The organism is Aliidiomarina minuta (assembly GCF_003987145.1).
Classification (GTDB): domain Bacteria; phylum Pseudomonadota; class Gammaproteobacteria; order Enterobacterales; family Alteromonadaceae; genus Aliidiomarina; species Aliidiomarina minuta.
On record NZ_PIPL01000001.1, the window covers coordinates 591,073 to 615,994 of the forward strand.

General features: G+C 47.1%; 25 protein-coding genes. 7 read left to right on the forward strand and 18 right to left on the reverse strand.

The features are described from left to right. Positions 1 to 43 precede the first annotated feature (43 nt). The 9 genes from fnr to ccoN form a co-directional block, all read right to left on the reverse strand. Entirely contained in the window at positions 44 to 784 is a 741-nt protein-coding gene (gene fnr / locus CWE09_RS02840) for a fumarate/nitrate reduction transcriptional regulator Fnr (protein WP_126802473.1), read from the reverse strand. An 18-nt stretch (positions 785 to 802) separates the two neighbouring features. After that, positions 803 to 1,456, reverse strand: a complete 654-nt coding sequence (locus CWE09_RS02845) for a sulfite exporter TauE/SafE family protein (protein ID WP_126802475.1) — start codon at positions 1,454 to 1,456, stop codon at positions 803 to 805. Beyond that, the gene (gene ccoS / locus CWE09_RS02850) at positions 1,443 to 1,640 is read right to left on the reverse strand and encodes a cbb3-type cytochrome oxidase assembly protein CcoS (RefSeq protein WP_126802477.1); all 198 of its coding nucleotides are present in this window, start codon (positions 1,638 to 1,640) and stop codon (positions 1,443 to 1,445) included. Before ccoS ends, CWE09_RS02845 begins: the two co-directional genes overlap by 14 nt. A gap of 2 nt (positions 1,641 to 1,642) precedes the next feature. Then, the gene (locus tag CWE09_RS02855) at positions 1,643 to 4,051 is read right to left on the reverse strand and encodes a heavy metal translocating P-type ATPase (protein ID WP_126802478.1); all 2,409 of its coding nucleotides are present in this window, start codon (positions 4,049 to 4,051) and stop codon (positions 1,643 to 1,645) included. A gap of 6 nt (positions 4,052 to 4,057) precedes the next feature. Continuing rightward, positions 4,058 to 4,570 (reverse strand): FixH family protein, encoded by a 513-nt coding sequence (locus CWE09_RS02860; RefSeq protein WP_126802480.1) that lies wholly within the window; start codon positions 4,568 to 4,570, stop codon positions 4,058 to 4,060. Between the two features lie 100 nt (positions 4,571 to 4,670). After that, entirely contained in the window at positions 4,671 to 5,618 is a 948-nt protein-coding gene (gene ccoP, locus CWE09_RS02865) for a cytochrome-c oxidase, cbb3-type subunit III (protein ID WP_126802482.1), read from the reverse strand. After that, entirely contained in the window at positions 5,611 to 5,802 is a 192-nt protein-coding gene (locus CWE09_RS02870) for a cbb3-type cytochrome oxidase subunit 3 (RefSeq protein ID WP_126802484.1), read from the reverse strand. The genes ccoP and CWE09_RS02870 overlap by 8 nt, the downstream gene beginning before the upstream one ends. 5 nt (positions 5,803 to 5,807) lie before the next feature. Beyond that, positions 5,808 to 6,416, reverse strand: a complete 609-nt coding sequence (ccoO, locus tag CWE09_RS02875; RefSeq protein ID WP_126802486.1) for a cytochrome-c oxidase, cbb3-type subunit II — start codon at positions 6,414 to 6,416, stop codon at positions 5,808 to 5,810. A 14-nt stretch (positions 6,417 to 6,430) separates the two neighbouring features. Continuing rightward, positions 6,431 to 7,867: a cytochrome-c oxidase, cbb3-type subunit I gene (gene ccoN / locus CWE09_RS02880; RefSeq protein WP_126802488.1), complete on the reverse strand. Its 1,437-nt coding sequence runs from the start codon at positions 7,865 to 7,867 to the stop codon at positions 6,431 to 6,433. 149 nt (positions 7,868 to 8,016) lie between these two features. On the opposite strand from ccoN, the gene CWE09_RS02885 reads away from it, so the two are divergent. After that, positions 8,017 to 8,457, forward strand: a complete 441-nt coding sequence (locus tag CWE09_RS02885) for a hypothetical protein (protein WP_126802489.1) — start codon at positions 8,017 to 8,019, stop codon at positions 8,455 to 8,457. Positions 8,458 to 8,464: 7 nt separating this feature from the next. Here CWE09_RS02885 and CWE09_RS02890 read toward each other — a convergent pair whose 3' ends face one another. Then, positions 8,465 to 10,099, reverse strand: coding sequence for a methyl-accepting chemotaxis protein (locus CWE09_RS02890; protein WP_126802491.1), 1,635 nt, complete (start codon positions 10,097 to 10,099; stop codon positions 8,465 to 8,467). Between the two features lie 145 nt (positions 10,100 to 10,244). On the opposite strand from CWE09_RS02890, the gene CWE09_RS02895 reads away from it, so the two are divergent. The 3 genes from CWE09_RS02895 to CWE09_RS02905 all read left to right on the forward strand — a co-directional run bounded on the left by CWE09_RS02895 (position 10,245) and on the right by CWE09_RS02905 (position 12,257). Continuing rightward, complete coding sequence (locus tag CWE09_RS02895; RefSeq protein ID WP_126802493.1) at positions 10,245 to 11,135, forward strand: substrate-binding periplasmic protein; 891 nt, start codon at positions 10,245 to 10,247, stop codon at positions 11,133 to 11,135. Between the two features lie 11 nt (positions 11,136 to 11,146). After that, positions 11,147 to 11,638, forward strand: a complete 492-nt coding sequence (locus CWE09_RS02900; RefSeq protein ID WP_126802495.1) for a hypothetical protein — start codon at positions 11,147 to 11,149, stop codon at positions 11,636 to 11,638. A gap of 97 nt (positions 11,639 to 11,735) precedes the next feature. Beyond that, a complete protein-coding gene (locus CWE09_RS02905; protein ID WP_157982793.1) occupies positions 11,736 to 12,257 on the forward strand; it encodes a fasciclin domain-containing protein in 522 nt (173 codons plus the stop codon). Between the two features lie 53 nt (positions 12,258 to 12,310). On the opposite strand, the gene CWE09_RS02910 is transcribed toward CWE09_RS02905, so the two are convergent. Then, positions 12,311 to 12,901, reverse strand: coding sequence for a hypothetical protein (locus CWE09_RS02910; protein WP_198679582.1), 591 nt, complete (start codon positions 12,899 to 12,901; stop codon positions 12,311 to 12,313). 171 nt (positions 12,902 to 13,072) lie between these two features. On the opposite strand from CWE09_RS02910, the gene CWE09_RS02915 reads away from it, so the two are divergent. After that, the gene (locus tag CWE09_RS02915; RefSeq protein WP_126802499.1) at positions 13,073 to 13,963 is read left to right on the forward strand and encodes a MaoC/PaaZ C-terminal domain-containing protein; all 891 of its coding nucleotides are present in this window, start codon (positions 13,073 to 13,075) and stop codon (positions 13,961 to 13,963) included. Here the strand turns inward: CWE09_RS02915 and CWE09_RS02920 are convergent. Together CWE09_RS02920 and CWE09_RS02925 are read right to left on the reverse strand one after the other, a co-directional pair. Then, a complete protein-coding gene (locus CWE09_RS02920; protein ID WP_157982794.1) occupies positions 13,928 to 14,902 on the reverse strand; it encodes a serine hydrolase domain-containing protein in 975 nt (324 codons plus the stop codon). The genes CWE09_RS02915 and CWE09_RS02920 overlap by 36 nt on opposite strands. A 74-nt stretch (positions 14,903 to 14,976) precedes the next feature. Further along, positions 14,977 to 15,723 carry a MipA/OmpV family protein gene (locus tag CWE09_RS02925; protein ID WP_157982795.1) on the reverse strand — a complete coding sequence of 249 codons (747 nt, stop codon included), beginning with the start codon at positions 15,721 to 15,723 and terminating at the stop codon, positions 14,977 to 14,979. Between the two features lie 160 nt (positions 15,724 to 15,883). Here CWE09_RS02925 and CWE09_RS02930 point away from each other — a divergent pair, with 160 nt between their 5' ends. Next, the gene (locus CWE09_RS02930; RefSeq protein ID WP_126802504.1) at positions 15,884 to 17,845 is read left to right on the forward strand and encodes an AAA family ATPase; all 1,962 of its coding nucleotides are present in this window, start codon (positions 15,884 to 15,886) and stop codon (positions 17,843 to 17,845) included. 70 nt (positions 17,846 to 17,915) lie between these two features. Continuing rightward, positions 17,916 to 18,428 carry a 3-hydroxyacyl-[acyl-carrier-protein] dehydratase FabA gene (gene fabA / locus CWE09_RS02935; protein WP_126802506.1) on the forward strand — a complete coding sequence of 171 codons (513 nt, stop codon included), beginning with the start codon at positions 17,916 to 17,918 and terminating at the stop codon, positions 18,426 to 18,428. 64 nt (positions 18,429 to 18,492) lie between these two features. Here fabA and rmf read toward each other — a convergent pair whose 3' ends face one another. The 5 genes from rmf to rlmKL form a co-directional block, all read right to left on the reverse strand. After that, positions 18,493 to 18,669 carry a ribosome modulation factor gene (rmf, locus tag CWE09_RS02940; RefSeq protein ID WP_126803897.1) on the reverse strand — a complete coding sequence of 59 codons (177 nt, stop codon included), beginning with the start codon at positions 18,667 to 18,669 and terminating at the stop codon, positions 18,493 to 18,495. A 177-nt stretch (positions 18,670 to 18,846) separates the two neighbouring features. After that, positions 18,847 to 20,583 carry a DUF3466 family protein gene (locus CWE09_RS02945; protein ID WP_126802508.1) on the reverse strand — a complete coding sequence of 579 codons (1,737 nt, stop codon included), beginning with the start codon at positions 20,581 to 20,583 and terminating at the stop codon, positions 18,847 to 18,849. After that, positions 20,580 to 22,511 carry an ATP-binding cassette ATPase Uup gene (gene uup, locus CWE09_RS02950; protein ID WP_126802510.1) on the reverse strand — a complete coding sequence of 644 codons (1,932 nt, stop codon included), beginning with the start codon at positions 22,509 to 22,511 and terminating at the stop codon, positions 20,580 to 20,582. The genes CWE09_RS02945 and uup overlap by 4 nt, the downstream gene beginning before the upstream one ends. Further along, on the reverse strand, positions 22,508 to 22,747 hold the full coding sequence (locus tag CWE09_RS02955; RefSeq protein WP_126802512.1) for a glutaredoxin family protein: 240 nt from the start codon (positions 22,745 to 22,747) through the stop codon (positions 22,508 to 22,510). Before CWE09_RS02955 ends, uup begins: the two co-directional genes overlap by 4 nt. Next, positions 22,740 to 24,869: a bifunctional 23S rRNA (guanine(2069)-N(7))-methyltransferase RlmK/23S rRNA (guanine(2445)-N(2))-methyltransferase RlmL gene (gene rlmKL / locus CWE09_RS02960; RefSeq protein WP_126802514.1), complete on the reverse strand. Its 2,130-nt coding sequence runs from the start codon at positions 24,867 to 24,869 to the stop codon at positions 22,740 to 22,742. The genes CWE09_RS02955 and rlmKL overlap by 8 nt, the downstream gene beginning before the upstream one ends. Positions 24,870 to 24,922: the final 53 nt, after the last annotated feature.

Genomic DNA, 24,922 nt, shown 5'->3' on the forward strand with positions numbered 1-24,922 from the left:
CTGATTGCTTCCCACCTGAGTGTAGCTGATCAAAGGCACTTCGCTATGATGTAGCGCAAGCTCTTAACTGTAAACCCGCTATATCCTGCAACCGCGGGCTGTCTTTAAGGAAAATAAACTTGCCGTCTACCGTAATACAGGATTCTCTGTGCAACTTACTAAGTAGCCGGCTCACCGTTTCTACCGTTAAGCCAAGGAAGTTTCCAATCTCAGCACGAGTCATGCTTAAACGAAATTCACGGGAAGAAAGGCCGCGGCTACGAAAACGTTCTGAGAAGTCGAGTAAAAAAGTAGCCAGGCGTTGTTCAGCACTTTTATTATTAAGTAATGACATCAGTTGTTTATCCGCACTTATTTCACTACTCATTAAACGCATAACCTGGCGCCGCAACAAGGGCAACTGGTCACTCAGGGTCTCCAGGTTTGCATAAGGAATTTCACAGACCATGGATGTTTCCAGTGCTTCAGAGAAACTACAATAAGTGGAGCTGTGAACTGAATCAAAACCAATCAAATCACCGGGCAGATGAAATGCCGTGATTTGAGCATCGCCGTCATTAGAAACGCTGTAGCTTTTGAAGCTGCCGGAGCGCACCGCATACAAGGATCGTAAAGGTTCGCCAGCCTGAAAGATCAGTTCGCCTTTGTGATAAGGGCGTTTGCGCTCAATAATATTATCCAGCTGATTGAGCGATGAGTCATCCAACGTGTAAGGTAGGCATAACTGACTGATACTACAGTTCTGACAATTGATATTGCTTACTACCCGAAAACGTTCTGACATGTTATTTCTTCCTTTAAATCAGTTCCATTGTTGCACAGCAACAGCACAGGTCATGATGCCGTATACCAACAATAAGATACCGGCGACCCAGCGAAAACCAGCAGAAGTCACCAAGGTACTCAGTTTGCGACTAAACACTCCGAAAATCAACATGGAAGGTAAAGTTCCGAGACCAAATGCCAGCATAGTCAGAGCACCGCCCTGGGGACTACCTGACAAAGCGGCCCAGGTTAGTGCGCTGTAGACTAAACCGCAGGGCAGCCAGCCCCACAACATACCGGCAATATACAAACGACCGGCACCGGCATTCGCCGGGAAATACCTTAGCAGGGGTTTAATCAAACGCCATAAATAAGCGCCAACGCGCTCCAGAAAGGCCAATGCCATCCAGACTCTGGTGATATACAAAGCAAGTAATATCATCATCAGTCCAGCTGCGAAACGCACTATAATTAAGGATTGATTGCTCACTTGAGTGATGGCAAAAATAGCGCTACCCAGAATAGCCCCGGCTAGCATATAAGAGGAAATACGCCCCAGATTATAAATCAACAGTCGCCATGGCGATTGATTCAGCCCCATAGCGCCCGCAAGACCACCACACATAGCAATACAGTGTCCACTACCGGCCAGCCCCATCAGAACGGCGGAAACGAGATCAATTTGCTGCATCGTCGTCCTGTTTGTTTGCCTTTTTGTTGTTTTTTTTCTGCGGCTCTTCTTCGTCCAGCAGGATATTCATGCCCTGACGTTCAAGATCATCAAACTGATCGTTACGGACCGCCCACCAGAACAGTGCTATCACCAGAATAACCAGAAGAATAGCGGCAGGCACTGCGATATGAATGATTTCCATGGTTAGCCTCCGCGCGGTTTTTTTAATAAACGTAATGAATTGGAAACTACTATGAGTGAGCTGATTGACATACCCAGCATAGCCCATAATGGACCCACATGACCGGTTACTGCAAGCGGCAGAATAACGGCATTGTAGCCCAGAGCCCAGGCAAAGTTCTGGCGGATAATAGCGCGCGTTAAAGTCCCCGTGTGTAATAACCCCTGCAAGGCATGCAAGCGGCCATTTAAAATGACCACGTCGCTACCAGCTTGAGCCAGCTCAGTGCCGGAAGCAAAGGTCACCGAGGCATCGGCCTGTGCTAACACCGGCGCATCATTAATACCATCCCCGACCATCATTACCGCGCCGTGCTGTTGCAGTTCACGTAAACTTTCCATTTTGTCTTTCGGCTGTAACCCGGCCCGAACATCTTCTATGCCCAGAATTTTGGCCATACTCATAGCCCGGTCCTGATGATCACCGGTCAGCATAATCAGCTTAAAACCTCGTTTCTTAAACCAGTTCACCATATCCAGTGCATCCGGCCTTAACTCGTCATCTACCTGCCAGGCCGCCAGAATTCCTGAACGATCACATAAATACACATTGGCCTGAGGCAGTGGTGACTGAGCATCTGGATGCCATTGCTGAATATAGTTCAAACTGCCTATTCGATAATCCTGCTCTTTATGCAAACCACTCAGTCCCTGACCGGGTTGGTTATCCACGTTGTCCAGCGAGACTTCCTGCACCGCGATCTGCTGGAAAGGGCGGGCCAGCGGGTGTTCCGAATACTGTTCGAGGGAGCGTGCGATAGCACTGTACTGCGATTCATTACCCACTTCCCGGAACCAGCTTTGCACCAGGCTGAAACGCCCTTGTGTCAGAGTGCCGGTTTTGTCCAGGCAGAGCGTATTGACCTTGGGTAATATTTCCAGGATTGCAGCATTTTTGACCAGTACGCCACTTCGGTTCAGGCGATTAATAGCGCCGCTCATCGCGGTCGGAGCTGCCAGAGCCAGGGCACAAGGGCAGGTGGCCACGAGCACCGCAAGGGTGACCCAGAAGGCGTCCGCTGGGGATAACAGCATCCAGCTTAAAAAGGTTAAACTGGAAACAGTCAGGGTGCCTATTACAAAATAACGACCGACAATATCAGCGAGACGGGCAAACCTAGGTTTCTGCTGCATAGCCGTGTCCTGAAGTGAGACAATGCCAGCCAACAAGGTATCCTGATGCGTACTTTTTACTTTCATGATCAGTGGTGACTGCTGATTTACGCTGCCAGCATAAAGACTGTCGCACTGTTGCTTGGCTATTGGCCGGCTTTCACCGGTAAGCAGAGATTCATCACACCAGGCTTGTTCGGAAATCAGTTCACCGTCAACAGGAATCGGTTCACCGGGCTTAACCCGGATTTCATCGTCCATCTGCAGGTATTTGACCATCACACGCTGCCATTCGTCATCATGCCGGCGCTCGGCAAAAGCAGGGATCAGCTTCATCAGGTTGGCAGCATTAGCGACCGCTCGATGTTTGGCCAGCAGTTCCAGGTAGCGGCCAGCCAGAAGCAGGAAGGCGAACATAGAAACACATTCATAATAAACTTCGCCGGTATCAAAAACAGTGGCATAAAAGCTGGCGACAAATGCCAGCATCATAGCCAGAGATACGGGGACATCCATGTTCACAGTACGTGCCCGCAATGCACGGATAGCGTTAGCGAAAAAAGGCTGGCAACTGTAGACAATAACCGGGGCGGTGAACAGCAAAGACACCCACCAAAAATAGAGACGATGCATATCATCAATATCATCGTAATAAAGACCAAAAGCCACCATCATGGTCTGCATAGAAGCCAGCCCGGCGACGCCCAGGCGCATGATATAGCTGCGTCTGGTTTTTTCAAAACTCTGTTCTAAATCGGCTTGCTGAAAAGGCAATGCACGATAGCCAACCTTGTGGATACTGGCCAGAATATCGCTTAGTTTAAGGGTTTCAGGCAACCATTTGACGTTGACCCTGTCCGTTGTCGCATTCACAACCACGTGCTGGATGCCGGACAGGCCTCTTAACTGCCGTTCAATAAGCCAGGCGCAGGCAGCGCAGGTCATGCCTTCTACAGCCAGGGTCACTTCATTGACGTCACCGCTGCGCACAAACTCGCGCTGAATATCCGGATCGTCATAGGCTTTGACCTGCTCATGCAGCGAGTCCAGCTCTTCAGGAACCAGTGCCTGAGGTACGCCTTCATCATCGATTTCACGAAACTTATAAAAATGAATCAGGCCCTGACTGACAATAGTATCGGCCACCGACTGGCAGCCATAACAGCACATAGGTTTGTCTTCACCGTCTATTTCAACGCTTAAGTTCAGTCCGGCGGGAACCGGCTGATGACAATGAAAACAACGCACTGCACTGCTCATAACCAATTAAATACCGTAATTATCAGGAACCAGTGAAAACGCACTGTCCTGTGGTAGTTGCACATTCTGACTGACACGCCATTCGTTGTTAAAGGGTTCTACAATAATGCGCCAGTGACCGGATATTGAACGTGGCAGTTCCTGGCGGTACATACCATCGCCGGAGTGGGGAACCCTTAATTCGAAGTCTTTATCATCCAGTGTCGGGTGATAAAAATTGACCTGCAGGGCGCTCCGGTTTTCAGGTTCAACACCATCAAAACGAAGCTGAATATAATCGTCATCAATCTCCACCAGAAAGGCAATGCCTAAATCTTCAGCGCGGGCTACTTTTTCCAGTTGCAGGTTAATGGTTCTGCCTTCGCGGTAATAATCATCGACCACCATGGATGCCGGGTTTTTATAGATTAACCAGGCAGTTACCCCGCAAGCGGTAATAACGGCTACTTTCATAGCAATAATGTACCAGGGCCAGAAGTGCTTATACCAGGGTTTAGTATCACGGTCTTGGGTTTGCATTTTTTTGTTTTACCTCTGTATGTAACTGCCAATATATTTATAAAAAAGCCCCGCGAACGGGGCTTCCTGCACACTCTGTCCTTGTTGAATCAAGATATTATTAGTCAGAAAGACTTAACACATAACCTGACAGTATCTGTACTTTGTCTTCGCCCAGAATGGTGTCCCAACGCGGCATCACACCATTTCGGCCATAACGCAGTGTTTCTTCAACCGCACGTTGTGAACCGCCATATAACCAGACATTATTGGTCAGGTCAGGTGCGCCCATTGCAGGATTCCCCGTTCCATCCTGGCCATGACATACTGCACAGGCAGCAAACCCTTGCTCACCAGCTCGTGCCAGCTGTCGGTCGACGTTACGGCCACTCAGACTTAACACATAGGCAGTCATTTCACGGATACCCTGTTCACCAAGCTGATCACCAAAAGCTGGCATTTCAGCGACGCGACCTTCCATTAAGGTTTTCTTAATGTCGGCAGGGGAACCGCCCCAGCTAAATATACCATCAGTCAGGTTAGGGAAGCCTATTGAGCCCCTGGCATCTGAACCATGACACTGCGCACAGTTTTGCAGAAACAGGCGCTGGCCGAGACGCAGGGCGTCAGTGTCCTGAGAAATATCCTCAATCGACATTTGCGCATACTGCTGAAAAATAGGACCGTACTGTTCTTCTGCTCGCGCTCGTTCGCGGTCATACTGCACGATCCGTCCTTCTTCTCTTGCCTGCTCAGTTGCCTGACGAGATTCTTCCAAAGAACGAATATCCTGGTTGGAGCTGGACCAGCCTAACAAGCCCTGGAAGTTACCCAGGCCAGGGTAGAGGGCGAGGTATAAAAACGCCCAACCAATGCAAATCCAGAACAAATAAGTCCACCACTTGGGCAACGGGTTATTCAGCTCGCTGATCCCGTCGAATTCGTGGCCCATGTTCTCGCCTTCTTCGACATCCGTATAGTTTGTCATGTTCCAGCGCAGCAAAATGATTAGCGCAATCAAATGGCCTAATGTCAGAACAATAATCCATCCACTCCAGAAGCTACTCATCGCTATTTGACTCCCGTTTTTTATTCTGATCTGACTTCACTCTGGCTTTATCTTCCTCAAAGATAGAGTTCGCATCATGATCAAATTTATCTTTATTTCTGCGACTGTAGGCCCACCAAATGACGATGATAATTACGCCAAAGACCAGCAGTGTATAAAACGCGTGAAAAGTTGGTCCACCCATAATAGCTACCTTAGTGAAGTGCCTAGTGACTGAAGATAAGCAATCAAAGCTTCCATCTCGGTTCTGCCTTGCACATCTTCTTTCGCGGACGCAATGTCTTCATCCGTATAAGGCACACCGAAACGACGGAAAGTCTCCAGCTTGCGAGCGGTCAGACGACCATCCAGCTTACGTTCATCTAACCAGGGATAACCAGGCATATTGGACTCAGGAACCACCGCTCGTGGATCCATCAGGTGAACGTAGTGCCATTCGTCACTATAACGACCACCAACGCGGGCCAAATCAGGACCGGTACGCTTGGAGCCCCACAGGAAAGGGTGCTCCCATACCGATTCGCCCGCTACCGAGTAATGTCCATACCGCTCAGTCTCGGCACGGAAAGGACGAATCATCTGACTGTGACAGCCAACACAACCTTCACGGATATAGATGTCACGACCTTCCAGCTCCAGCGCCGTATAAGGGCGCAGATCTTTGACCGGTTCATTGACCTGATCCTGAAAGAGCAGGGGAGTGATTTCTACCAGGCCACCAATAGAGATAGCGACAATAGATAACACGGCAAACCAGCCAACATGTTTTTCTACTAATTCATGTCTGTTCTTTTTCATGACTCAGCGACTCCTTAAACCGATTGTGCAGCTGGTAATGGCTCGCTCTTACGAACCTGGTCACTGCGCATTGTTCTATAAACGTTGTACGCCATGATAAGCATACCAGCGACGACGAAGACACCACCGACAAAGCGCACGAAATAGAACGGATAAGATGCTTCCAGGCTCTCCACGAAACTGTAGGTCAAAGTACCGTCAGAATTCACTGCACGCCACATCAGCCCCTGAGTTACACCTGATATCCACATAGCTACGATATAAAGTACTACACCAATAGTATGTAACCAGAAGTGGGTATTGATCAGCTTGATGCTGTACATGCGTTCGCGCTCAAATAATACAGGTATCAGATGATAAATAGCGCCGATACTGATCATAGCGACCCAGCCCAAGGCACCTGAATGCACATGGCCGATAGTCCAGTCTGTGTAGTGAGAAAGCGCGTTGACGGACTTAATCGCCATCATCGGACCTTCAAAGGTGGACATACCGTAAAACGACAGTGAAACAATCAGGAAACGTAGAATAGGGTCGGTACGCAGCTTATGCCAAGCTCCGGACAAGGTCATAATACCGTTGATCATGCCCCCCCAGGAAGGTACAAAAAGTACCACGGACATCACCATGCCCACAGATTGTGCCCAGTCAGGCAGCGCTGTGTAGTGCAGATGGTGAGGACCCGCCCAGATATAAATCGAGATTAGTGCCCAGAAGTGAACCACCGACAAACGATAGGAATAAACCGGACGCTCAGCCTGTTTAGGCACAAAATAATACATCATGCCCAGGAAACCAGCGGTTAGCAGGAAACCTACGGCGTTATGCCCGTACCACCACTGCATCATAGCGTCCACTGCACCTGAGTAGATGGAATATGACTTAGTGAAGGAAACCGGAACGGCCAGATTGTTACCAATATGCAGTAAAGCTACGGCAATGATAAAAGCACCGTAGAACCAGTTAGCCACATAAATGTGAGAAGTACGGCGAATAGCCAGGGTACCAAAGAACACAATAATAAAGGCAATCCAGACGACTGCAATTAAGATCGATATTGGCCACTCCAGTTCAGCGTATTCTTTACTGGTAGTTATGCCTAATGGCAAGGTAATCACTGCTAAAACAATGACCGCTTGCCAGCCCCAAAAGGTAAATGCTGCTAATTTGTCGGAAAATAGCCGCACCTGACAGGTTTTTTGTACTACATAATAAGCAGTCGCAAAAAGCGCACTGGTACCAAAGGCAAATATAACTGCATTGGTATGCAATGGGCGTAACCGGGAATAGGTTAACCAAGGTGTGTCAAAATTGAGGGCAGGCCATACGAGTTGTGCTGCAATGAGCACCCCTACGGCCATACCAACAATCCCCCAGATAATAGTCATGACAGTAAACTGCTTGACCACTTTTAAATTATAGTTAGTTTCTTGTGGAATAGTTTGGCTCATCGTGTACGTCCGATACTATTAAAAATCCAGTGCATTTTACGAGTTTTGGTAGTGAAAATATAGCGAATGCGATGGATTTAATGATTTCCATCAATGTACTGAGTACTATATACACAATACGCGACTGTCAGAGGAAAAGATTCAACTCAATGTTAACATTCTCAAGTACTTTACGCATCACCGGTGTTGTTTTATTAGCCAGTGTTGCCTTTGCCTGCGGTGACTCAACAACGCATGAGATTAGCGAGTCTCCCTTTTGCTCTGGTATGAGCCCCCTGAATGAAAGCTGTCAATATGAAATCGGAGGTAGTCGATTCTGGCTCATCAGCGATCATCCTCAAATGCCTGTTGAAAAACCGGTTCAGCTTAAGTTGATCAGCGAGCAGGAGCTTAGTCTACAGCAAAGTGAGATTCGGGGGCTCAGTATGTACATGGGCCGCATACCTGTCATCTGGCAACGGACAGATATGAATACCTGGCAAACAGATGTCATGCTCGGTGCCTGTACGGATCCCGATATGGTCTGGGAGTTAATTATAAAAAAAGGAAGTCACAGCAAGCGACTTCCTTTTCAATCGGTTCAGTATTAATTAAGTATTAATCGGTTTTAAAGCGACGAACCAGGTTACTCAACTCCTCACTATTGCTATTAAGAGACTCACTTAGTGCAGTTAACGATTTATTATTATCCTCATTACTTCCTGAAAGGTCACTGATGTCGGTGACATTTTCACTCACTTCCATAGTTACCCGACTTTGCTCATCAGTGGCGTTAGCAATCTGAATGTTCATTGCTGAAATATTCTCAACCGCTTGGCGAATCTGGGCGATAGCAGTTTCTGCTTCTCCGGCTTCGGTGGTAGTTGCTCTTGATGCAATCTGAACTTCTTCAATAACGGTAGAAACATCGCTGATAGATGTTTGGATAGTATTGACAAGGTTATTAATTTCATCGGTTGACGACTGGGTTCTGGTAGCCAGGGTTCTGACTTCATCGGCTACCACGGCAAAGCCTCGACCGGCTTCACCTGCACGCGCAGCTTCTATGGCAGCATTCAGAGCCAGCAGGTTGGTCTGCTCGGCAATGTTAACAATAACGCTCAGGATATTACCAATCTTATCAGAACCTTGCTGCAGGGTTTTAGCCTGCTCAGTAGCTGTCTCCAGTTGTAGCGCCAGTCTTTCAACATTAGCCACTGAGGCATGCACAATTTCAGCTGAGCGCTGGGCTTCCTGATCCGCCTGATTAGCCGATTCAGCGGCATCCCTTGCGTGATTAGCAACTTCACTGGAAGACGATGATAATTCATTAATAGCAGTAGCCACTGAGCTGGTCTGGTTTGCCAGCTTGCTACTTAATTCTGAACTTGAGCCCGTCAACGCAGACAGCCGCTGCGCCGCTTCCTGCTCATGTTCAGCACTTTCCTGCACAGCTTTTACCAGATTTTGAATTTTACTGACAAAATTATTAAAGCTGGCCCCAAGACGGGATATTTCATCGTTACCATTCTCAGCCAGGCGATGAGTCAAATCACCTTCGCCTTCTGCGATATCATCCATTGCCGCAATAGAAGCTTTCAATGGTTTGACAATGCTACGAATAATAAGCAGGAATATTGCCAGCAAAGGTACTGACAACAGCACAGCAAAGCCAGCCAAACGCCAGAACTGAACCCACAACTGGCCCGCCACATCATCAATATAGACTCCACTGCCTATAACCCATTGCCATTCATCAAAAGTCCGTACTCGGGTTATCTTAGGGGCCAGCTCAGAGCTATTGGGTAACTCCCATATATAATGCACAGTGGCACGTTCGTTATCACGGGTACGTTCAAGCATATGGCGGAATAAGGGAGTACCTTCAGGGTCTTCAAAGTTACGCACGTTGCGGCCGCGTTGCCCGGAAAAGGGATGCTGCACCAGCACGCCATCACGCTGTAAAGTGAATACATATTCATTACCTTCATAACGAATCAGATCCAGCTGTTGAATTGCTCTTCGTTGAGCTTCCTCCTGAGTTAAGTCGCCATCTCTGTATTGTTGATAGAAGTCGCGTACCAGCGTCATAGCCGCGTCATTAAGTGCATCCAGTTTTTGTTGTTCACCGTCAATAATCACAGTGCGCAGGTTAAACAGCATGAAAGCCACCATAAGCACGGTGCCTCCGGCTGCAATGGCCAGTAATACCAATAAGCGGACACTAATTGTAAGGCGTTGAATTAAATTCATTTTTATACTTCCTTTTGTAGACCCTGACTTTATATCGTATTGTTTGAGGGGAAACTTTAGCTAACACTACCACTAGTAAACATACAGGAAACTATCTTTTAGTCTTACTTGGTTAACAATTTCAATTATTGATAAGGAACAACCGATGCGAAAATACGTGCAATTCCCTCTGATTATTATGATGAGCTTTATAATAAGTGCCTGTAGTCAGGGCCGAGAGGAGGGAGCATTGAATGCCGATGAGGGCACCTCATTTGTAGAAGCAAAAGAGCAGGGGAAAGCTGAGCTTACCGTACTTTATGTACCAGCTCCTGGTTTTGCCTATCGGGATTCTTCTGGAGAATTAACCGGGGTCAGCGTTGACATCATGCATGATTTCATTGGTTGGTTTCAGCAATACCATGGCATACGGGTCAGCCTTAATTTTGTCCCTGAAGAAGACTGGAGGGTTTTTTACCAGCGCGTAGTAGATGCCGAAGGCGGTGTGTTTGGCCTCGGAAATGTAACTATTACCGAGGAAAGACGTGAGGAACTGAGTTTTTCTCCGCCTTATCTGGATAACCTGGCGGTGCTTATTAGCCCAGAGCAGGGATCACAACTGGAAAACCTCGATCGATTACCTGACGTCTTTGCCGACCTGGAGCCTTTAGCTTTCGCCGGGACATTGCACGAAGTCCGTATTCGTCAGCTCAGGGATCAGTATCAGCCGCAACGGGATATCGCCAGAGCCGAAAGCAATCAGGAAATTATAGACCGCGTGGCGGCCGGTGATCACTACAGTTACATAGATGCTTATAATTACTGGCGGGCAAAGGAAGCGGGTAGTGCGATACAACGGCATGAAATCGCCGATGAGGTTGGTGAAACTTTTGGCATTATCATGCCCCACAGCAACGACTGGGAAACCATGTTAACAGCTTTTTTTGCTGCCGAAGGAGGATATCGTGACACCGACCGTTATCGTGAAGTCCTTGAACAGCACTTAGGTAAAGCATTAACCGACACGCTTGAAAATGCTCGTCAGCGAGCAAATTGAGGAGAATAAGCATGAAACGAGTAGTCTTTTTACTACTGAGCACTTTACTGATCTCAGTCAGCGCCTTAGCGATTCATAAAACAGAGAACCGCAACTGGTTAACAGAAGCCAGTGAAGAAGAGCGCTATGAGCGCCTGGAATATTATCTGGGTGGATTTTCCTCGGCGATGCAAGAAACCGGCGAGCGTTATGCTCATGTTGAGCAGGCTATTATTGATGAGAATTATCAGCTAGCGGCTTATCACTGGCAAAAAATCAAAGATGCTATCGAGCGCGGTACGATGAAGCGCCCGGATCGCAGGCCTAATGCTGAGCGAATCTTTCTGGGTGATCCCTGGCAGGAGCTACTGGCTGCATTAGAGACGGAAGAACCAGAAGACAACAAAGTGAGAAATCGCTTTAAAGTAGCCCGTGAAGCTTGTCTGGCGTGTCATATTGCAGAAGAAGTGCCGTTTATGAATGATCAGCCTTTGTTCACTAAATCGCCAATTAAGGACTTATAGCCTGGAGGTAAATAAAAGGTAAACCAGACTTGAGCAACAATCGCTTTGCTGAATCGTAACGTAATCTTAAATGAATCAACCACACGAGGAATACATTATGTTACGTACATTAACTACAACCAGCATCGCGGCACTCGTTGCTTCATCTTTTTTCTTTGTAGCTCAGGCCCATGATCATGAAGATCGTGATAAAGATAAAAGTGACTATGATATCGCTAAAATAGCCAAAGAAGATGATCGTTTCTCTACTTTTGCTGAAGCGCTGAAAGCGGCAGACATGGAAGATGCATTAGACAGTGACGGTTCTTATACTTTATTTGCACCGACCAATGATGCCTTTGATGCTTTACCAGAAGGGACCCTTGAGTCATTGCTGGAAAGCGACAATCAGGATCGTCTGCGCGATATCCTGAGTTATCATATTGTCGAAGAAAAGCTCATGAGCGATGATATTAACGGTGATGAAGTACGCAAAGAAACGCTGCAGGGCAGTGAGGTTCGTATTACTGCCAGCTACGGCAACGTGCAAGTCAATAATGCAACTGTAACTTACCCTGATATTGAAGCCAGTAATGGCGTAATTCATGGTATTGATACGGTCATAATGCCTACTGAATAAGTTAGCCTAGTCAAAAAGAGCCAGCTTTCTGCTGGCTCTTTTTTCACCTGTTTTTAATCTTCATATCCCCATGGAACCGGAGGCAAATCAACCGGGTTCGTTAAATCAAAGTCGACACGCATTTCACGGCCGGGACGAGTTAGTCTATAAGCAAAAAACTGTTCTGGATAAATGTACATATGCCAGGTATTACCGACAGACTGTGGAGTCTGACGGCGAATAAAATCTTCCTTAGAAAACTGATCAGCCGGGAAAGACTGTGCGTTCGCCCAGCCAGCGTCCTGAGTGTGTCCACCATACATAGTGGCATCGTCATGACTACCATCAGGCATACGATGATCATGTTTAAGAGAAATACCCGCACCGGTTTTTTTCAGTATCCAGGTACGCGAATGGTTATCGCCAACATGAAAAGGGATTTCCAGCCGATCCTCAGTACAATTACGCACATGCATGACAAGGCGGTTCTGCGAAAATGTTTCAATGCCGGTAAAATTATCCTCAACTACTTTCCCCTCAAATGCCTGTCCACAATACTGGGCTATTTTGTCGAAGAATTGATCTTGTGGCGGAACAGAAGTTGGTGAAGCGCTGACGGATGATGCAACACATAAAGCAGCCAGTGAGAAAAAAAGTTTACGCATGTTTAAATTGTCCTTTATGGGTTTACAATTAGATAAACAGCTTATCCGCCGGCATGCAAGATAGCAAACCAAGTCAAGGCAACGTAAAACTCATATCCTTAAAGCCATTAATTTTGCTATTCTATAGGGGTCTGGCAGCAATTACTGCTCATACTGAACGGAGTCAGCAAGATGCAACAACCCGAGGATTCTATGTCCAACAATCCAGCCCTTCTTCCTCAACTTCCTGGCATGTTGGTGCGCGCCATACCTACCGTAGTGCGCAGTGGTAAAGCTGGGGGTGATTTAAGCGAAATTAGAGCGTTGTACTACATTCCTGCGTTATCCAAAACCGAATTGAAAGCCTATCATACTCAGTTCCCGGGGCTGGTTAGTGAACTTCCTCTGACCTATTTCTACCTTATCGCTCAACGGGCACATTTAGCGGTTATGTTAAGCAAAGAATTTCCTTGGCCAATTTTAGGTATGGTGCATGTTGCCAATAAAATGGAGCAGCTTGCACCAATAAGTATCTCATCGCCTTTTACCCTGGAAGTCCGTATAGAATTTCCGCCTCGTGCTGCGACCCGCAAACGGGTTCGTCCTGTCTATACTGTTGATTTTGTACAGGATAATATTTGCGTTGTACGCTGCGAGAGTACCTACCAGGCAGGCACTTCAGGTAAAGTTAAGGAAACCCGCAAACGCAGCAACGAGGGACTCGATCTGAAGAACTGGCAGCAACTCAATATATGGGATTTAGATAGTGGGTTAGGGCGCAGTTATGCCCGTTTATCTGGTGATTATAATCCGATTCATTTGCATCCATGGCTTTCTCGCTGGTTTGGCTTTAATCAGCCAATTATTCATGGCATGTATTCAGTGGCTCAGGCACAGGCAGATTTGGAAAAATATCATGTTAAACCCGTGCGTATGATGAATATAGCTTTTAAAAGGCCGCTTTCACTACCTAATCAGGTGGTTTCACATATAGACGTGGAACAAAGTAAGCTTATGGTCACTAATGCTGATGGCAGCAAAGCCTTTCTAGATGGCAGCTACCGCATCCAGCACATAGTCTGAAACAAACTTATGCAGCTGTTGTAAGTAAATTCCCCGGGATGGTGGCGTAGGATCGGACGTAATTGCAATACTCAATTCCAGCTCGGGAATAACATAAAGAACCTGGCCGCCATAACCTCGTCCGTAATATGCCTGAACACCATCAAAGCTATATAAAAACCAGCCATAACCATAGGGGTCATCGGTATACACCGAGCGGGTACGGGGGGTAAAGGACTGCTCGACCCAGGATGAGCTGACGAGACGCTGATCATTTACCACGCCCTGATTACGATAGACTTCACCTATATAAACCAGGGCTCTTGTCGACAGATACATTTCGTTACCGCCAAAATATACGCCTTCTGGCGAACGTAGCCAGGGATGAATACGAATATTCAGCGGCTGACCTACCCATTCACGAGTAATCTGCAACAGGGACTTGCCAGTTTGCTCGGTCAAAATTGCGGCTAGAATATGACTGTTGCCAGTGGAGTAGAGCATGCGAGTACCTGGTTCTGCAATCATTGGACGAGTCAACGCGTACTGAGTCCAGTTCGCACTGTTTACCCAGATTCCATAATTAGCTCCGGATGTGCGTTCCAGTCCGGATTGCATAGAAAGCAAATTCCCAATGCTGACTTCAGCAAAGGCGGGGTCGTAGTCGTCAGGAAGATAAGAACCTAATAGTTCTACCGCTTTTTGATCAACGCTCTCGATATAACCTTTATCTATCGCGATACCCACCAGTAGCGCCTGCACTGATTTTGATAACGACTTAATATTTGAAGCTTCATAAACGTTGGGGCCCCGTACCGATTCCTCAATAATAATGTCACCAGACTTCATGACGACCAGGTTATGCAGACGGTCCAGATTTTCGGCAGCGGCTCTTAGCTCACTATTAGCAAAGGCTGAAGTGGATATGAGGAGAAAAAAAACTGTAGTCAAAGACTTCATGACGTATACCATTACCAATATGCAATTTAACATAATATACATTATGCGAAGTTATGTTATTACCGATACAGCTTCTAAAAGCTGTATGATAAGGCTACAAACAAAGTCGTCGTACGGCTACCTTCTGCCATTGGGCTGTTCGAAATTTTGCTGGAAATTTTCGTTATACGGTAATTTCCAAGTACTGATAACCGATCACCGAATCTGTAATATCCCCCCAGACCATAAAATGGGTTCACCGCATCCTGACTCGAGTATTCGTTTAATCCGGTTCGCTCCGCTTCAGCAGCGCTGACTCCATAATAATAATCTGTGTACTCAGAGCTTATATAAGTGGCGCCAACACGAGGTCCAAATTGCCATTTGCGTGGATCCCGGCTCAGTGGAAAGCTATAACTTGCAGAAAACCGGTGTCCATTGCCCCGCATGTCCAGTCCTCCGCGTAACTCAACTTCACCGTAACGAGTGAGCATTTGGTAACTCATACCCGCCTCTGCGCTAAAGTTTCTGCTGTCTAGCTGAGATAACTGAGGATCCTTATTTTCGCGTGGCCGAAAACGGAATGGCGATGCTGTAACATGGGCACTCAATCGATTGCGCCGTGAATCGTTCAGGCGGTAACCGGCTTCAATGCCACGGAAATAGAAACGTTCACCTTCGTAACCAACCAGGGGGACCACTAAAGTATCTGAGTCTAATCCCTTATAGCTGGCATCAGTGCTGATTACAGCGCCCCCCAGGCTCCATTGGGCCTGAGCACTACTGCCCACCATCAAGGCCGTTGCCACAAAACTGGCCGAAATAATCTTTCCTGTTCTCAAACTGTGCTCCTTAATCCTATAATAATTACAGCTGACTATACGTAGATGGCCTAGCATAGGTTCATATGGTCAGAGTATGTAAGGCAATAAACTATGCAGTTATGCTAGCTTCCCGTATCATAGCAGCATCATACTAATCTCAGGTTTTATTAATTTAAGCATGGAAAATTCAGGCCAGCCATTACAGCTTCAGGTAGCTCAACTACGCGCCCCTAGTCAGCAATGGGTTACGCAGGCTCCATCAGTTACAACCCCGGATCCTTTAATCGGCCAGCAACGTGCTCTGGCAGCTATTAAGCGTGCTCAAAGCATTGTCGGCAACTACTCGCATGTCTACGCAATCATGCCAGACGGCCTGGAGCCACAGCTTATATTTGAGCAAGTAGCCAGTAGTCAGAATTGGCCATTGCACGATTTACATGACTGGGTGTATTTGGTAAATCCTGAGGACTCGACTAAGCCCCTCTGCTTACATCTTCCCACGGGCACCGCCAAAGCCGCCATTGAGCGAATCTGGGCATTACTGGATACAGAGCTGGTTGAGCGGGAAGATATTTTACTTAGCATCCGAAAGCAGTTTAACTGGCCTCCTCTGAATCGTTACCTGCAGCAAATTAAAGACAAAACCTTTGAAGATCTTCCTGGTAACGAACTGGCCACCATTATTATCAGCCAGGACCGGACGAAAGCCTGGCATTATTGTGCCCGGGCCAGTGAAACTGAGCTATTTGGCCAAATACGGTTACAAACTATTGCGGGTACTGTCAGCAGCGAATTGCACCTGATCCAGTCTGGCGCCCTGCTTAAGGCTAATGGCGGTACTCTGGTTATTGATGCAGAGCATTTGTTACGCGAAACCGCACTCTGGCATCGACTAAAACATATTTTAAAAAGCGGTGAATTTAGCTGGAATCAGCCGGGTAACGAACAAACCGCCGTTTTTTACGAACCTCAACCGGTACCGGTAAAATTAAAAGTTATTCTTGCAGGAAGTCGTGGTTTACTTAGCCAGTTACGCGAACTGGACGCTGATTTTGCTAACCTTTTTCCGTATTTAGCTGACTTTACCGACCACTACCCGTGCCAACAGCAAAGTGTGGCACCCTACTTTAATTACCTGACCTACCTGCAACAAAGAACCCAACACCGACCACTCTCTCAGGACGGTTATCAGGAATTGTTAACCGTCGCTTCAAGCTTTACTGAACACCAGCAAGAACTTAGCCTGGACAGCCTGCGTTTAATTCAATTGCTGGAGGAAGCTGATGCCATCGCCCATGACGATAAAAGCAGCGAATTAAAAGCTATACATATAGATAGCGCTATCAAAGCACTTGATGAACGCGAACTTTATCTCGCTGAGCTCAGCCAGCAAAGCATTCTCGAACATCAGGTTAAAATTGACACCGAAGGTGAACTCATCGGGCAAATAAATGGCCTCACTGTGGTCACTATGGGCGGCAGCGAATTTGGCGAGCCCTCACGTATTACTGCCACTGTGCATTACGGCGACGGTGACATTATCGATATCGAACGCAAGTCCGAGTTAAGCGGTAATATTCACACCAAAGGCGTTATGATTCTGATGGCCTACCTGGCCAATTTATTTGCCGGGCGCGAACCTATGCCCCTGTCAGCTACTTTAGTCTTTGAACAGTCTTACCATGAAGTCGACGGTGACAGCGCCTCGCTGGCTGAACTCTGCTGCCTGGTTTCAGCTTTAAGCAACACTCCCATTCAACAAAGCATTGCGATTACCGGTGCCATAGACCAATTTGGTAACGTACAGGCCATTGGTGGCATTAATGAAAAGATTGAAGGTTTCTTTAAGCTATGTAAACAAAGAGGCTTAAACGGCGAGCACGGCGTTATTGTTCCCCAGGCCAACCTGATGAACCTTCACCTCAGTAAAGACGTGTGCAACGCTGTTGAGTCCGGCTTATTCAGCGTGGTAGCGGTCAATCATGTCAGCCAGGCTTTTGAGTTATTAATGCGGACTCCATGTGGGAAGGTCAGCGATCATGACCCGGATACCCTGTTTGGCCGCATCTACAAACGTATACGTGCAGCTCATCAACAGGAAGAACCCAGTCGCTGGTGGCGGAAATTATGGGTAAAATAACTGTTCAGAGTTGTTTAGCGTACAAGTGTTCGCTAAGCTAGCCCCCGAATTAATTAACTACTGGTGTTGAATGAAGCAATCTAGTTATACAAAAGAAGAGTTGTTAGCCTGCAGCCGTGGCGAAATGTTTGGTCCAGGTAATAGCCAATTACCGGCTCCAAATATGCTGATGATGGATCGCGTCACTGAAATGAATGAAGACGGCGGTGATTACGGTAAAGGTTACGTAGAAGCTGAGCTGGATATCTCTCCGGATCTCTGGTTCTTTGACTGTCACTTTCCCGGCGACCCTGTTATGCCTGGATGTCTCGGGCTGGACGCCATGTGGCAACTGCTAGGCTTTTTTCTGGCTTGCTCTGGCGGACCGGGTCGAGGACGTGCTTTAGGCGTAGGCGAAGTGAAATTCTCTGGTCAGATATTGCCAACGGCGAAAAAGGTTTCATACCATATTCATATGAAACGCGTCATCAAACGTTCTTTGTACATGGGCATTGGTGACGGTGAAGTTCGGGTCGATGGCCGTACTATCTATACCGCGAAAAACTTACGTGTCGGACTATTCACCGACACGTCAACGTTTTAACAGGGTTGAATTTTCAGCATAAAAAAGCCCCTTTCGGGGCTTTTTTGTTTTCTATTTTTGCCTTTTAACGTTGGAAAAGACCGTCGTTGCGTGCTTCCATGGCGTCACGCCAACCACCTAGCCACTCGGACTTAATATCATTGTTCTGATAAGGGCAGAACTCTTTAGAGCGCCCTCCTATTCCTGCTTTAAAGCCTTGTGAATGAGCTCTTTCCAGGCGGTCACGTTTTTGTCTTTTCATCATAACTTCCTCATTTCTAGCAATTGCTTAAATTTAAAGAAGGATGAGCGCTTCGCAGCAGGTCATAGTTAATTTGTAATGACAATCCGGTTAAAGTTCAATGATAAAAAAGCCCGAATCACAAACCTTCTTTTAAGGTGTTGATTCGGGCCGCTTTTTCTATTAGAACTATTTGGGTTATTTACGACGTAACAGTCTTCTTCTTGTTATAAGCAGTACAGCAATCAGCGCCATGACTCCAGCCAGTAAAGGATGTAATGCAGCTCCCTGCCGTTCTACTCGTTCATCAACCCCACAAGGCTCGGCGGAGGAAGGTTGCAGACGTAGTGCGCGCAATGCGTTTTGCTCAACAGCTTCGCCATCAATATCTATTTCGGTAACGGTAGTCCCCATCGCGAGTATCTCGCCATCATCATTGATATCCAGCGCATCAACTATGCGATATTCACTGCCGCAAGGTAATAACGTATTTAAATCAGTTATCTCATCAGTATTGATATCGTACAGGAAGCCAACAGTGGGTCTTAAACCACTTGATTGAGCTGTTGTATCTGTGCGTCCAACGACCATATTGTGGTTATTGATAGCCCGTGGTCTCCAGCTGGAGTTCGCATAAAAACCCAAAGGAAAAACGGCTTCAGCCTGAGGGTCATTTAAGTCATAAAAGAAAAGCCGTTCACGGGTAGAAAAGCCTATTCTACGGTTAGAATAGCCCACCACCATATTAGAGTTGCTAATCGCTGTCGCTGCATTACTACCGGTACCGTAGACACTCAGATCATCAGGATTGTCAGCTACTTTCAGAATATCAATTATCTGATCATCGCGAAAAACTACAGCTGTATTGATAGCCACAGTTGCCCCGTTTGGCGCTTCGTAATTAAAGCCACTACGTCCAACAGCAATACCGGCATCATTAATATCCAGAGCACTGCTACGCAACTCGTGGCTATCGCCATCTTCTACTTCCTCCAGGCTCCCCAGCGTGCGCGCGTTTACCATGGCCCCGCTGTTATCAAACTCCCAGATATAGGCTTGTTCTATAAATATAGGTTGTCGATTTGAGCCAGCAAGAGTGGTTGCCACCTCTCGTTGTAGCCAGCTTCTCCAGACACAAACGGTTAGCTCTTCTTTACTGGCATGAGCGTCACCTTCTTCATAATCATCAGGTAAAGTAGTGCAGGTTGTTATACGATTTTCAAGTCCAGAGGAATGTGCAACGCTCGCGTAACCAACTACCTGAGTGAGTTCTAGCTCAGGGTTATAATTTACGCTGGTTGCAGAAGATACTCCGCCATTAAAGACATCCGCGTCAGATTGCAGATAAGTTATCTCCTCATTTATTTTTATAAATCCTTGAGGGAAACTATCGCGGATAAAATACTCTACTTGCTCGCCCTCACGATCCGTCGTCATACGACGCTCATAAGGTTTAGTTGCCTGCCCTACAATGGAGCCATGAATATTGATATCCAGAGCCCGGACGTTAACACTATCAGTGTACTCACCAGTTTCAGGATCAATCTGATCAAATCCAGTCAGCTCACGATAATCAGTATCGTAGACATGACTGACGACAGTTCCTAATTTTTGCAGCGCCGGAGAAGCACCGCTGCCATTATAATTATTCAGGTAGGAACGTACTATACGATAATCAGAGTCGGTGGGGTTTTCGGGGTCAATAAAATGAAAAAGCTCAGGGTCAAGCAAGTCAAAACGTATATTTTGATTCCAAAGATTACTGTTCTGAACTACTGCCAGGCCATCTTCATTCATTCGTTGTGGATTACTGGATACCGCATCGGGTAAAGTCCCCAGATCGACAACGTCATAACCCTCATTGGCATGCACACTGAGGCTGGCACTTGCGATTACGGAAGCAGCAACCAGACTAATAGAATACTTCTTTATCATGCGTTTTCATTACCTTGTTGTTGTTCCAGTTCATCCCAGCGCTCAAGCGCTTGCATCAGTTCCTGTTCCAGTACTTTGACACGACTCAGAACCGGTTCGGTGTATTCCTGGGCACGCTGAAAAAACTCAGTTTCGTTCATTTGTGCCTGAAGATCATTCAGTTCACGCTCCATACTCTCAATACTCGCAGGTAGCTCTTCCAGCTCCTTCTGTAATTTGTATGATAGCTTTTTCGGGCGGCTAGCTAAACCCTTGGCGTCTGACTCTTTATTTTTGTTTTTGGTTCCGTCCGCCTGACGATTTTTTGTCGCTTTAATAGCCTCTTGCTGATGCCGTAGATAATACTGCACATCTTCATAACCACCGGCGATTTCAGTGATAACTCCCTGCCCTTCAAATAGCAGAATGCTGCTCGCGGTATTATCCACAAATTCACGGTCATGGCTGACCAGCAGCACAGTGCCTTTGTAGTCGTTTACAATCTGCTCCAGCAGTTCCAGTGTATCCACGTCAAGATCATTGGTCGGTTCATCCAGAACCAGGACGTTGCTTTCCGGCAAAAATAACTTAGCCAGCAGTGCGCGGTTTCTTTCACCACCGGATAAAGCTTTAACTGGTGTTTGCGCCTGTTGTGGTGAAAACAAAAAATCCTGTAAGTAGCTCAGAATATGCCGTGGTCGGCCCTGATGTAAAACATCCTGCTTACCATCGCCAACATTTTCAGCCACTGATTTCTCCGGATCAAGAACTGCCCGATGCTGATCAAAATAAGCTACCTGAATTTTAGTGCCATACTTAACCGTACCCGCGTCAGGTTGGAGCTGCTGTAGAATAACCTTAATCAGCGTACTTTTACCGCAACCATTAGGCCCCACCAGGGCAATCTTATCGCCCCGCTGAATAGTCAGATCCAGGTCTTTCATAATGGTTTTATCGGCAAAGGACAGTTGCAAACCTTCGCCCGCAAATACAATTTTTCCGGAACGACTGGCTTCACTTACATTCAGGCGCGCGCTGCCAAGCAGCTCTCTGCGTTCGGCACGTTGCTTACGCAAAGCTTCCAGTGAACGCACACGGCCTTCGTTGCGAGTCCGGCGGGCTTTTACCCCTTGTCGAATCCAGACTTCTTCCTGAGCTAGTTTTTTATCAAATTCAGCACGTTGCGTTGCTTCAACTTCAAGTAAGCGCTGCTTTTCTGCAAGATAAGCGTCATAATCACCAGGAAAGCTTTGTAACTGTCCCCGGTCAAGATCAACAATGCGGGTGGCCAGGCGGCGAATGAAAGCCCGGTCATGGCTGATAAATAAAATAGCGCCGTTAAAATCCAGTAATTGGTTTTCCAGCCACTCCACCATTTCAATATCAAGGTGGTTAGTGGGTTCGTCCAGCAGTAAAATATCAGGTTGGACAACAAGAGCCCGAGCCAGCGCCACACGGCGTAACCAGCCCCCTGACAGGGCCGCCAGAGAGACTTCAGGGTCCAGTTGCAAACGGGTTAATACCTGTTCAATAACCGTATTGGCCTGCCAGCCATTGCATGCTTCAATTTTTTGTTGCACCTGAGAAAACTCATTCATCAGTTTTTCATCTTCATAATGCTCGCCAACCAACAGACTGATTTCATGAAAACGACGCAGCAAAGCACCGGTTGAGGCCAGGCCTCCAGCGACGTGTTCATATACAGTTTCAGGCGATTGCGCCGGCGGGTCCTGAGGCAAGCGTGCAATACGCACTCCAGAGGCCGATACGGCACCAGAATCCAGAAGTACGTCGCCACTGATGATCTTCATCAGGCTGGATTTACCGGCTCCGTTGCGACCTACAATACAAACACGTTCGCCCTGCTCTACTACAAGATTGGCGTGGTCCAGAATAGGATCGGAACCAAAACTAAGCATTGCATCTTTCAGCTGCAATAAAGTACTCATACTTGTAAAAACTCCACAAGTTGTTGTTCGTTAAAAGGCCACTTGAGTTCAGCATCATCCACTTCACGAATAAGCACCGGAATCAACAGCCCATATTCTTGCTGTAAATCAGCTTGCTTCTCGATATCAACCAAATGCAGACGTATCGGCTCCTCTACAGGCGCCTTATGAATCATTAACATAGCCTGAGTACAGAGGTGACATTCGTCGCGGGTCAATAAGTAAAAATCAGACATGAGTGATAAACCAGCACTGATGAATATTGGGATTACGCGCAAAATCCTGCGGCACTGACCATTTAGACTTATCTTCAGCTTTTAAGCCAAGTTCGGTCAAGGCTTCGTGATCCAGTTTGAATTTACGTTTATTGGTCGAGAATATCAGCAAACCCTGCTCAGCGAGCAAGGCCTTTGCATCGGCAATCAGGTTCATGTGATCGCGTTGCACATCAAAGCTGTCCTGCATGCGTTTAGAATTGGAGAAGGTTGGCGGATCGAGAAAAATTAAATCCCAGGTCTCTGCCTGCGCTTCTTTTTGCTCCGCCATCCAGGTCAGGCAATCGGCCTGAATAAAGTCGTGTTTGCTGATGGTTTCATGATTCAGACGGAAGTTATCTTTGGCCCAGTTAAGATAGGTATTAGACATATCCACTGTAGTGACATGAGTCGCACCGCCGACCGCCGCATGCACTGAAGCAGTTCCCGTGTAAGCAAAGAGGTTAAGAACTTTTTTATCCCGGGCCAGACGTTGAATTTCTTTACGCACAATACGATGGTCCAGAAACAACCCTGTATCCAGATAATCACTCAGATTGACTTTAAAGCGCGTATTGTATTCCTGCACTTCACGTTCAACCGTCTCCGTCTCTTCCTCTTTCTGGTACTGCTGTTTACCTTGTTGTTTGCGTCTTTGCTTCACCGTCATCTGTTGTTCGGTAAAAGGCAATACACCAGGTATAGTTTCCAGCAAATGCCAGAATCTGTCATCGGCAACACCTTCAGGTATTTCAGACGGCGCCGCATATTCCTGAATCACCAGATGATCATCATAAACATCAATGGCGGCATTGTATTCGGGCAGGTCAGCATCATAAAGCCGATAACAATTGACGCCTTCTTTGCGCGCCCATTTGGTCAGCTTCTGGGCATTTTTACGCAGTCGGTTAGCAAGGTCGTCATTATGACTTTTTGTAAACTCAACTTGAGATTCATTAACATCAAAAAGCGCTAACGTCACTGGAATAGCGCCATTGAAAAGTTTGTATTTTTTATGACTGGTCAATTTAAGGCGTTTCAGCAAGACCGCTTCCGGTGCTAAAACAGCCGCTTTCCAGCCAACGAAATGCTCGCGCAGGCGCTGCCCTAACTGGCGATATAAAAGCAAAACGGCCAGGTCGTCGCCCATACGTTCGCCATAAGGCGGATTGGTTATCATCAGGCCTTTGCCCAAATCATTAATATCTGTTTCCAGTGCGTCGCCCTGGCGCCATTCGCAGAAACTTTCCAATTCCAGATCGCGGGCATTTTCAGACGCCGCCTGTAATACTTTAGCGTCGGTATCCACACCAACAAATACCAGCTTGCATTTAGCCTTGCCCTGGGCGAAACGTTCTTCGGCTTCAGCCAATAATCCATTCCACAATGCAGGACGGTGGCCACGCCAGGCAGTGAAGCCCCATTCGGTTCTGTTTAAACCCGGTGCTCTGTCGGTCGCAACCTGAGCCGCTTCCAGTAGCAGGGTTCCGGAGCCACAGAAAATATCCGCAATAGCGCTTTCAGAATCAAATTCAATCTCATGTAGTCCTGCGCGAGAAACAACAGCGGCGGCAAGAGTTTCACGTAAAGGTGCGGCACCAGCGCGACTGCGATAGCCTCGTTTGTGTAAGCCGGAACCGGAGAGATCGAGGTAGAAAGTAGCTTGTTCTCGTTGCAGACGCACATTAATGCGTATATCTGGATTCTGAGCATCCACATTAGGGCGAGCGTGCTGGTCTTCACGGAAACGGTCGACAATGCCATCTTTCACCACACGAGCAGAAAACTGGCTGTGATTCAGAGCGTCAGTAGTACCGCGAAAATCAATGGCAATGGTCGCCTGCTCGGAAAAAAGCAAGGGCCAGTCGATATCCGTAGATGCCTGCAGCAGTTCATCTCGATTGGTGACCGGCAATTTGTCCAGATGCATTAATATACGACTGGCTAAGCGCGACCATAAACACATACGGTAGCCCGTAAGTTGATCGCCTTTGAAGTAACAGCCAGCATTGGTTTGTTTAACGTCTTCAGCGCCCAGACTCAGCAGTTCTTCGAACAGCAGAGGTTCCAGGCCTTTGGCACAGGTAGCAAAAAAGTTAAGCATGTGATTTCTTGATTAGAATATCGTGTGCGGAGTATACCGAACACGAAAGGAGA

Bases quoted from the DNA above. Each gene is read 5' to 3' on its own strand.
- CWE09_RS02860 (WP_126802480.1), bottom strand. From the start codon at position 4,570: ATGCAAACCCAAGACCGTGATACTAAACCCTGGTATAAGCACTTCTGG.
- CWE09_RS02895 (WP_126802493.1), top strand. From the start codon at position 10,245: ATGCGAAAATACGTGCAATTCCCTCTGATTATTATGATGAGCTTTATA.
- CWE09_RS02900 (WP_126802495.1), top strand. From the start codon at position 11,147: ATGAAACGAGTAGTCTTTTTACTACTGAGCACTTTACTGATCTCAGTC.
- CWE09_RS02955 (WP_126802512.1), bottom strand. From the start codon at position 22,747: ATGTCTGATTTTTACTTATTGACCCGCGACGAATGTCACCTCTGTACT.
- CWE09_RS02920 (WP_157982794.1), bottom strand. From the start codon at position 14,902: ATGAAGTCTTTGACTACAGTTTTTTTTCTCCTCATATCCACTTCAGCC.
- rlmKL (WP_126802514.1), bottom strand. From the start codon at position 24,869: ATGCTTAACTTTTTTGCTACCTGTGCCAAAGGCCTGGAACCTCTGCTG.
- ccoO (WP_126802486.1), bottom strand. From the start codon at position 6,416: ATGAAAAAGAACAGACATGAATTAGTAGAAAAACATGTTGGCTGGTTT.
- CWE09_RS02905 (WP_157982793.1), top strand. From the start codon at position 11,736: ATGTTACGTACATTAACTACAACCAGCATCGCGGCACTCGTTGCTTCA.
- CWE09_RS02915 (WP_126802499.1), top strand. From the start codon at position 13,073: ATGCAACAACCCGAGGATTCTATGTCCAACAATCCAGCCCTTCTTCCT.
- ccoS (WP_126802477.1), bottom strand. From the start codon at position 1,640: ATGGAAATCATTCATATCGCAGTGCCTGCCGCTATTCTTCTGGTTATT.
- CWE09_RS02910 (WP_198679582.1), bottom strand. From the start codon at position 12,901: ATGCGTAAACTTTTTTTCTCACTGGCTGCTTTATGTGTTGCATCATCC.
- CWE09_RS02855 (WP_126802478.1), bottom strand. From the start codon at position 4,051: ATGAGCAGTGCAGTGCGTTGTTTTCATTGTCATCAGCCGGTTCCCGCC.
- CWE09_RS02870 (WP_126802484.1), bottom strand. From the start codon at position 5,802: ATGGGTGGACCAACTTTTCACGCGTTTTATACACTGCTGGTCTTTGGC.
- uup (WP_126802510.1), bottom strand. From the start codon at position 22,511: ATGAGTACTTTATTGCAGCTGAAAGATGCAATGCTTAGTTTTGGTTCC.
- CWE09_RS02845 (WP_126802475.1), bottom strand. From the start codon at position 1,456: ATGCAGCAAATTGATCTCGTTTCCGCCGTTCTGATGGGGCTGGCCGGT.
- fnr (WP_126802473.1), bottom strand. From the start codon at position 784: ATGTCAGAACGTTTTCGGGTAGTAAGCAATATCAATTGTCAGAACTGT.
- CWE09_RS02885 (WP_126802489.1), top strand. From the start codon at position 8,017: ATGTTAACATTCTCAAGTACTTTACGCATCACCGGTGTTGTTTTATTA.
- CWE09_RS02890 (WP_126802491.1), bottom strand. From the start codon at position 10,099: ATGAATTTAATTCAACGCCTTACAATTAGTGTCCGCTTATTGGTATTA.
- ccoP (WP_126802482.1), bottom strand. From the start codon at position 5,618: ATGAGTAGCTTCTGGAGTGGATGGATTATTGTTCTGACATTAGGCCAT.
- fabA (WP_126802506.1), top strand. From the start codon at position 17,916: ATGAAGCAATCTAGTTATACAAAAGAAGAGTTGTTAGCCTGCAGCCGT.
- CWE09_RS02930 (WP_126802504.1), top strand. From the start codon at position 15,884: ATGGAAAATTCAGGCCAGCCATTACAGCTTCAGGTAGCTCAACTACGC.
- rmf (WP_126803897.1), bottom strand. From the start codon at position 18,669: ATGAAAAGACAAAAACGTGACCGCCTGGAAAGAGCTCATTCACAAGGC.
- CWE09_RS02945 (WP_126802508.1), bottom strand. From the start codon at position 20,583: ATGATAAAGAAGTATTCTATTAGTCTGGTTGCTGCTTCCGTAATCGCA.
- ccoN (WP_126802488.1), bottom strand. From the start codon at position 7,867: ATGAGCCAAACTATTCCACAAGAAACTAACTATAATTTAAAAGTGGTC.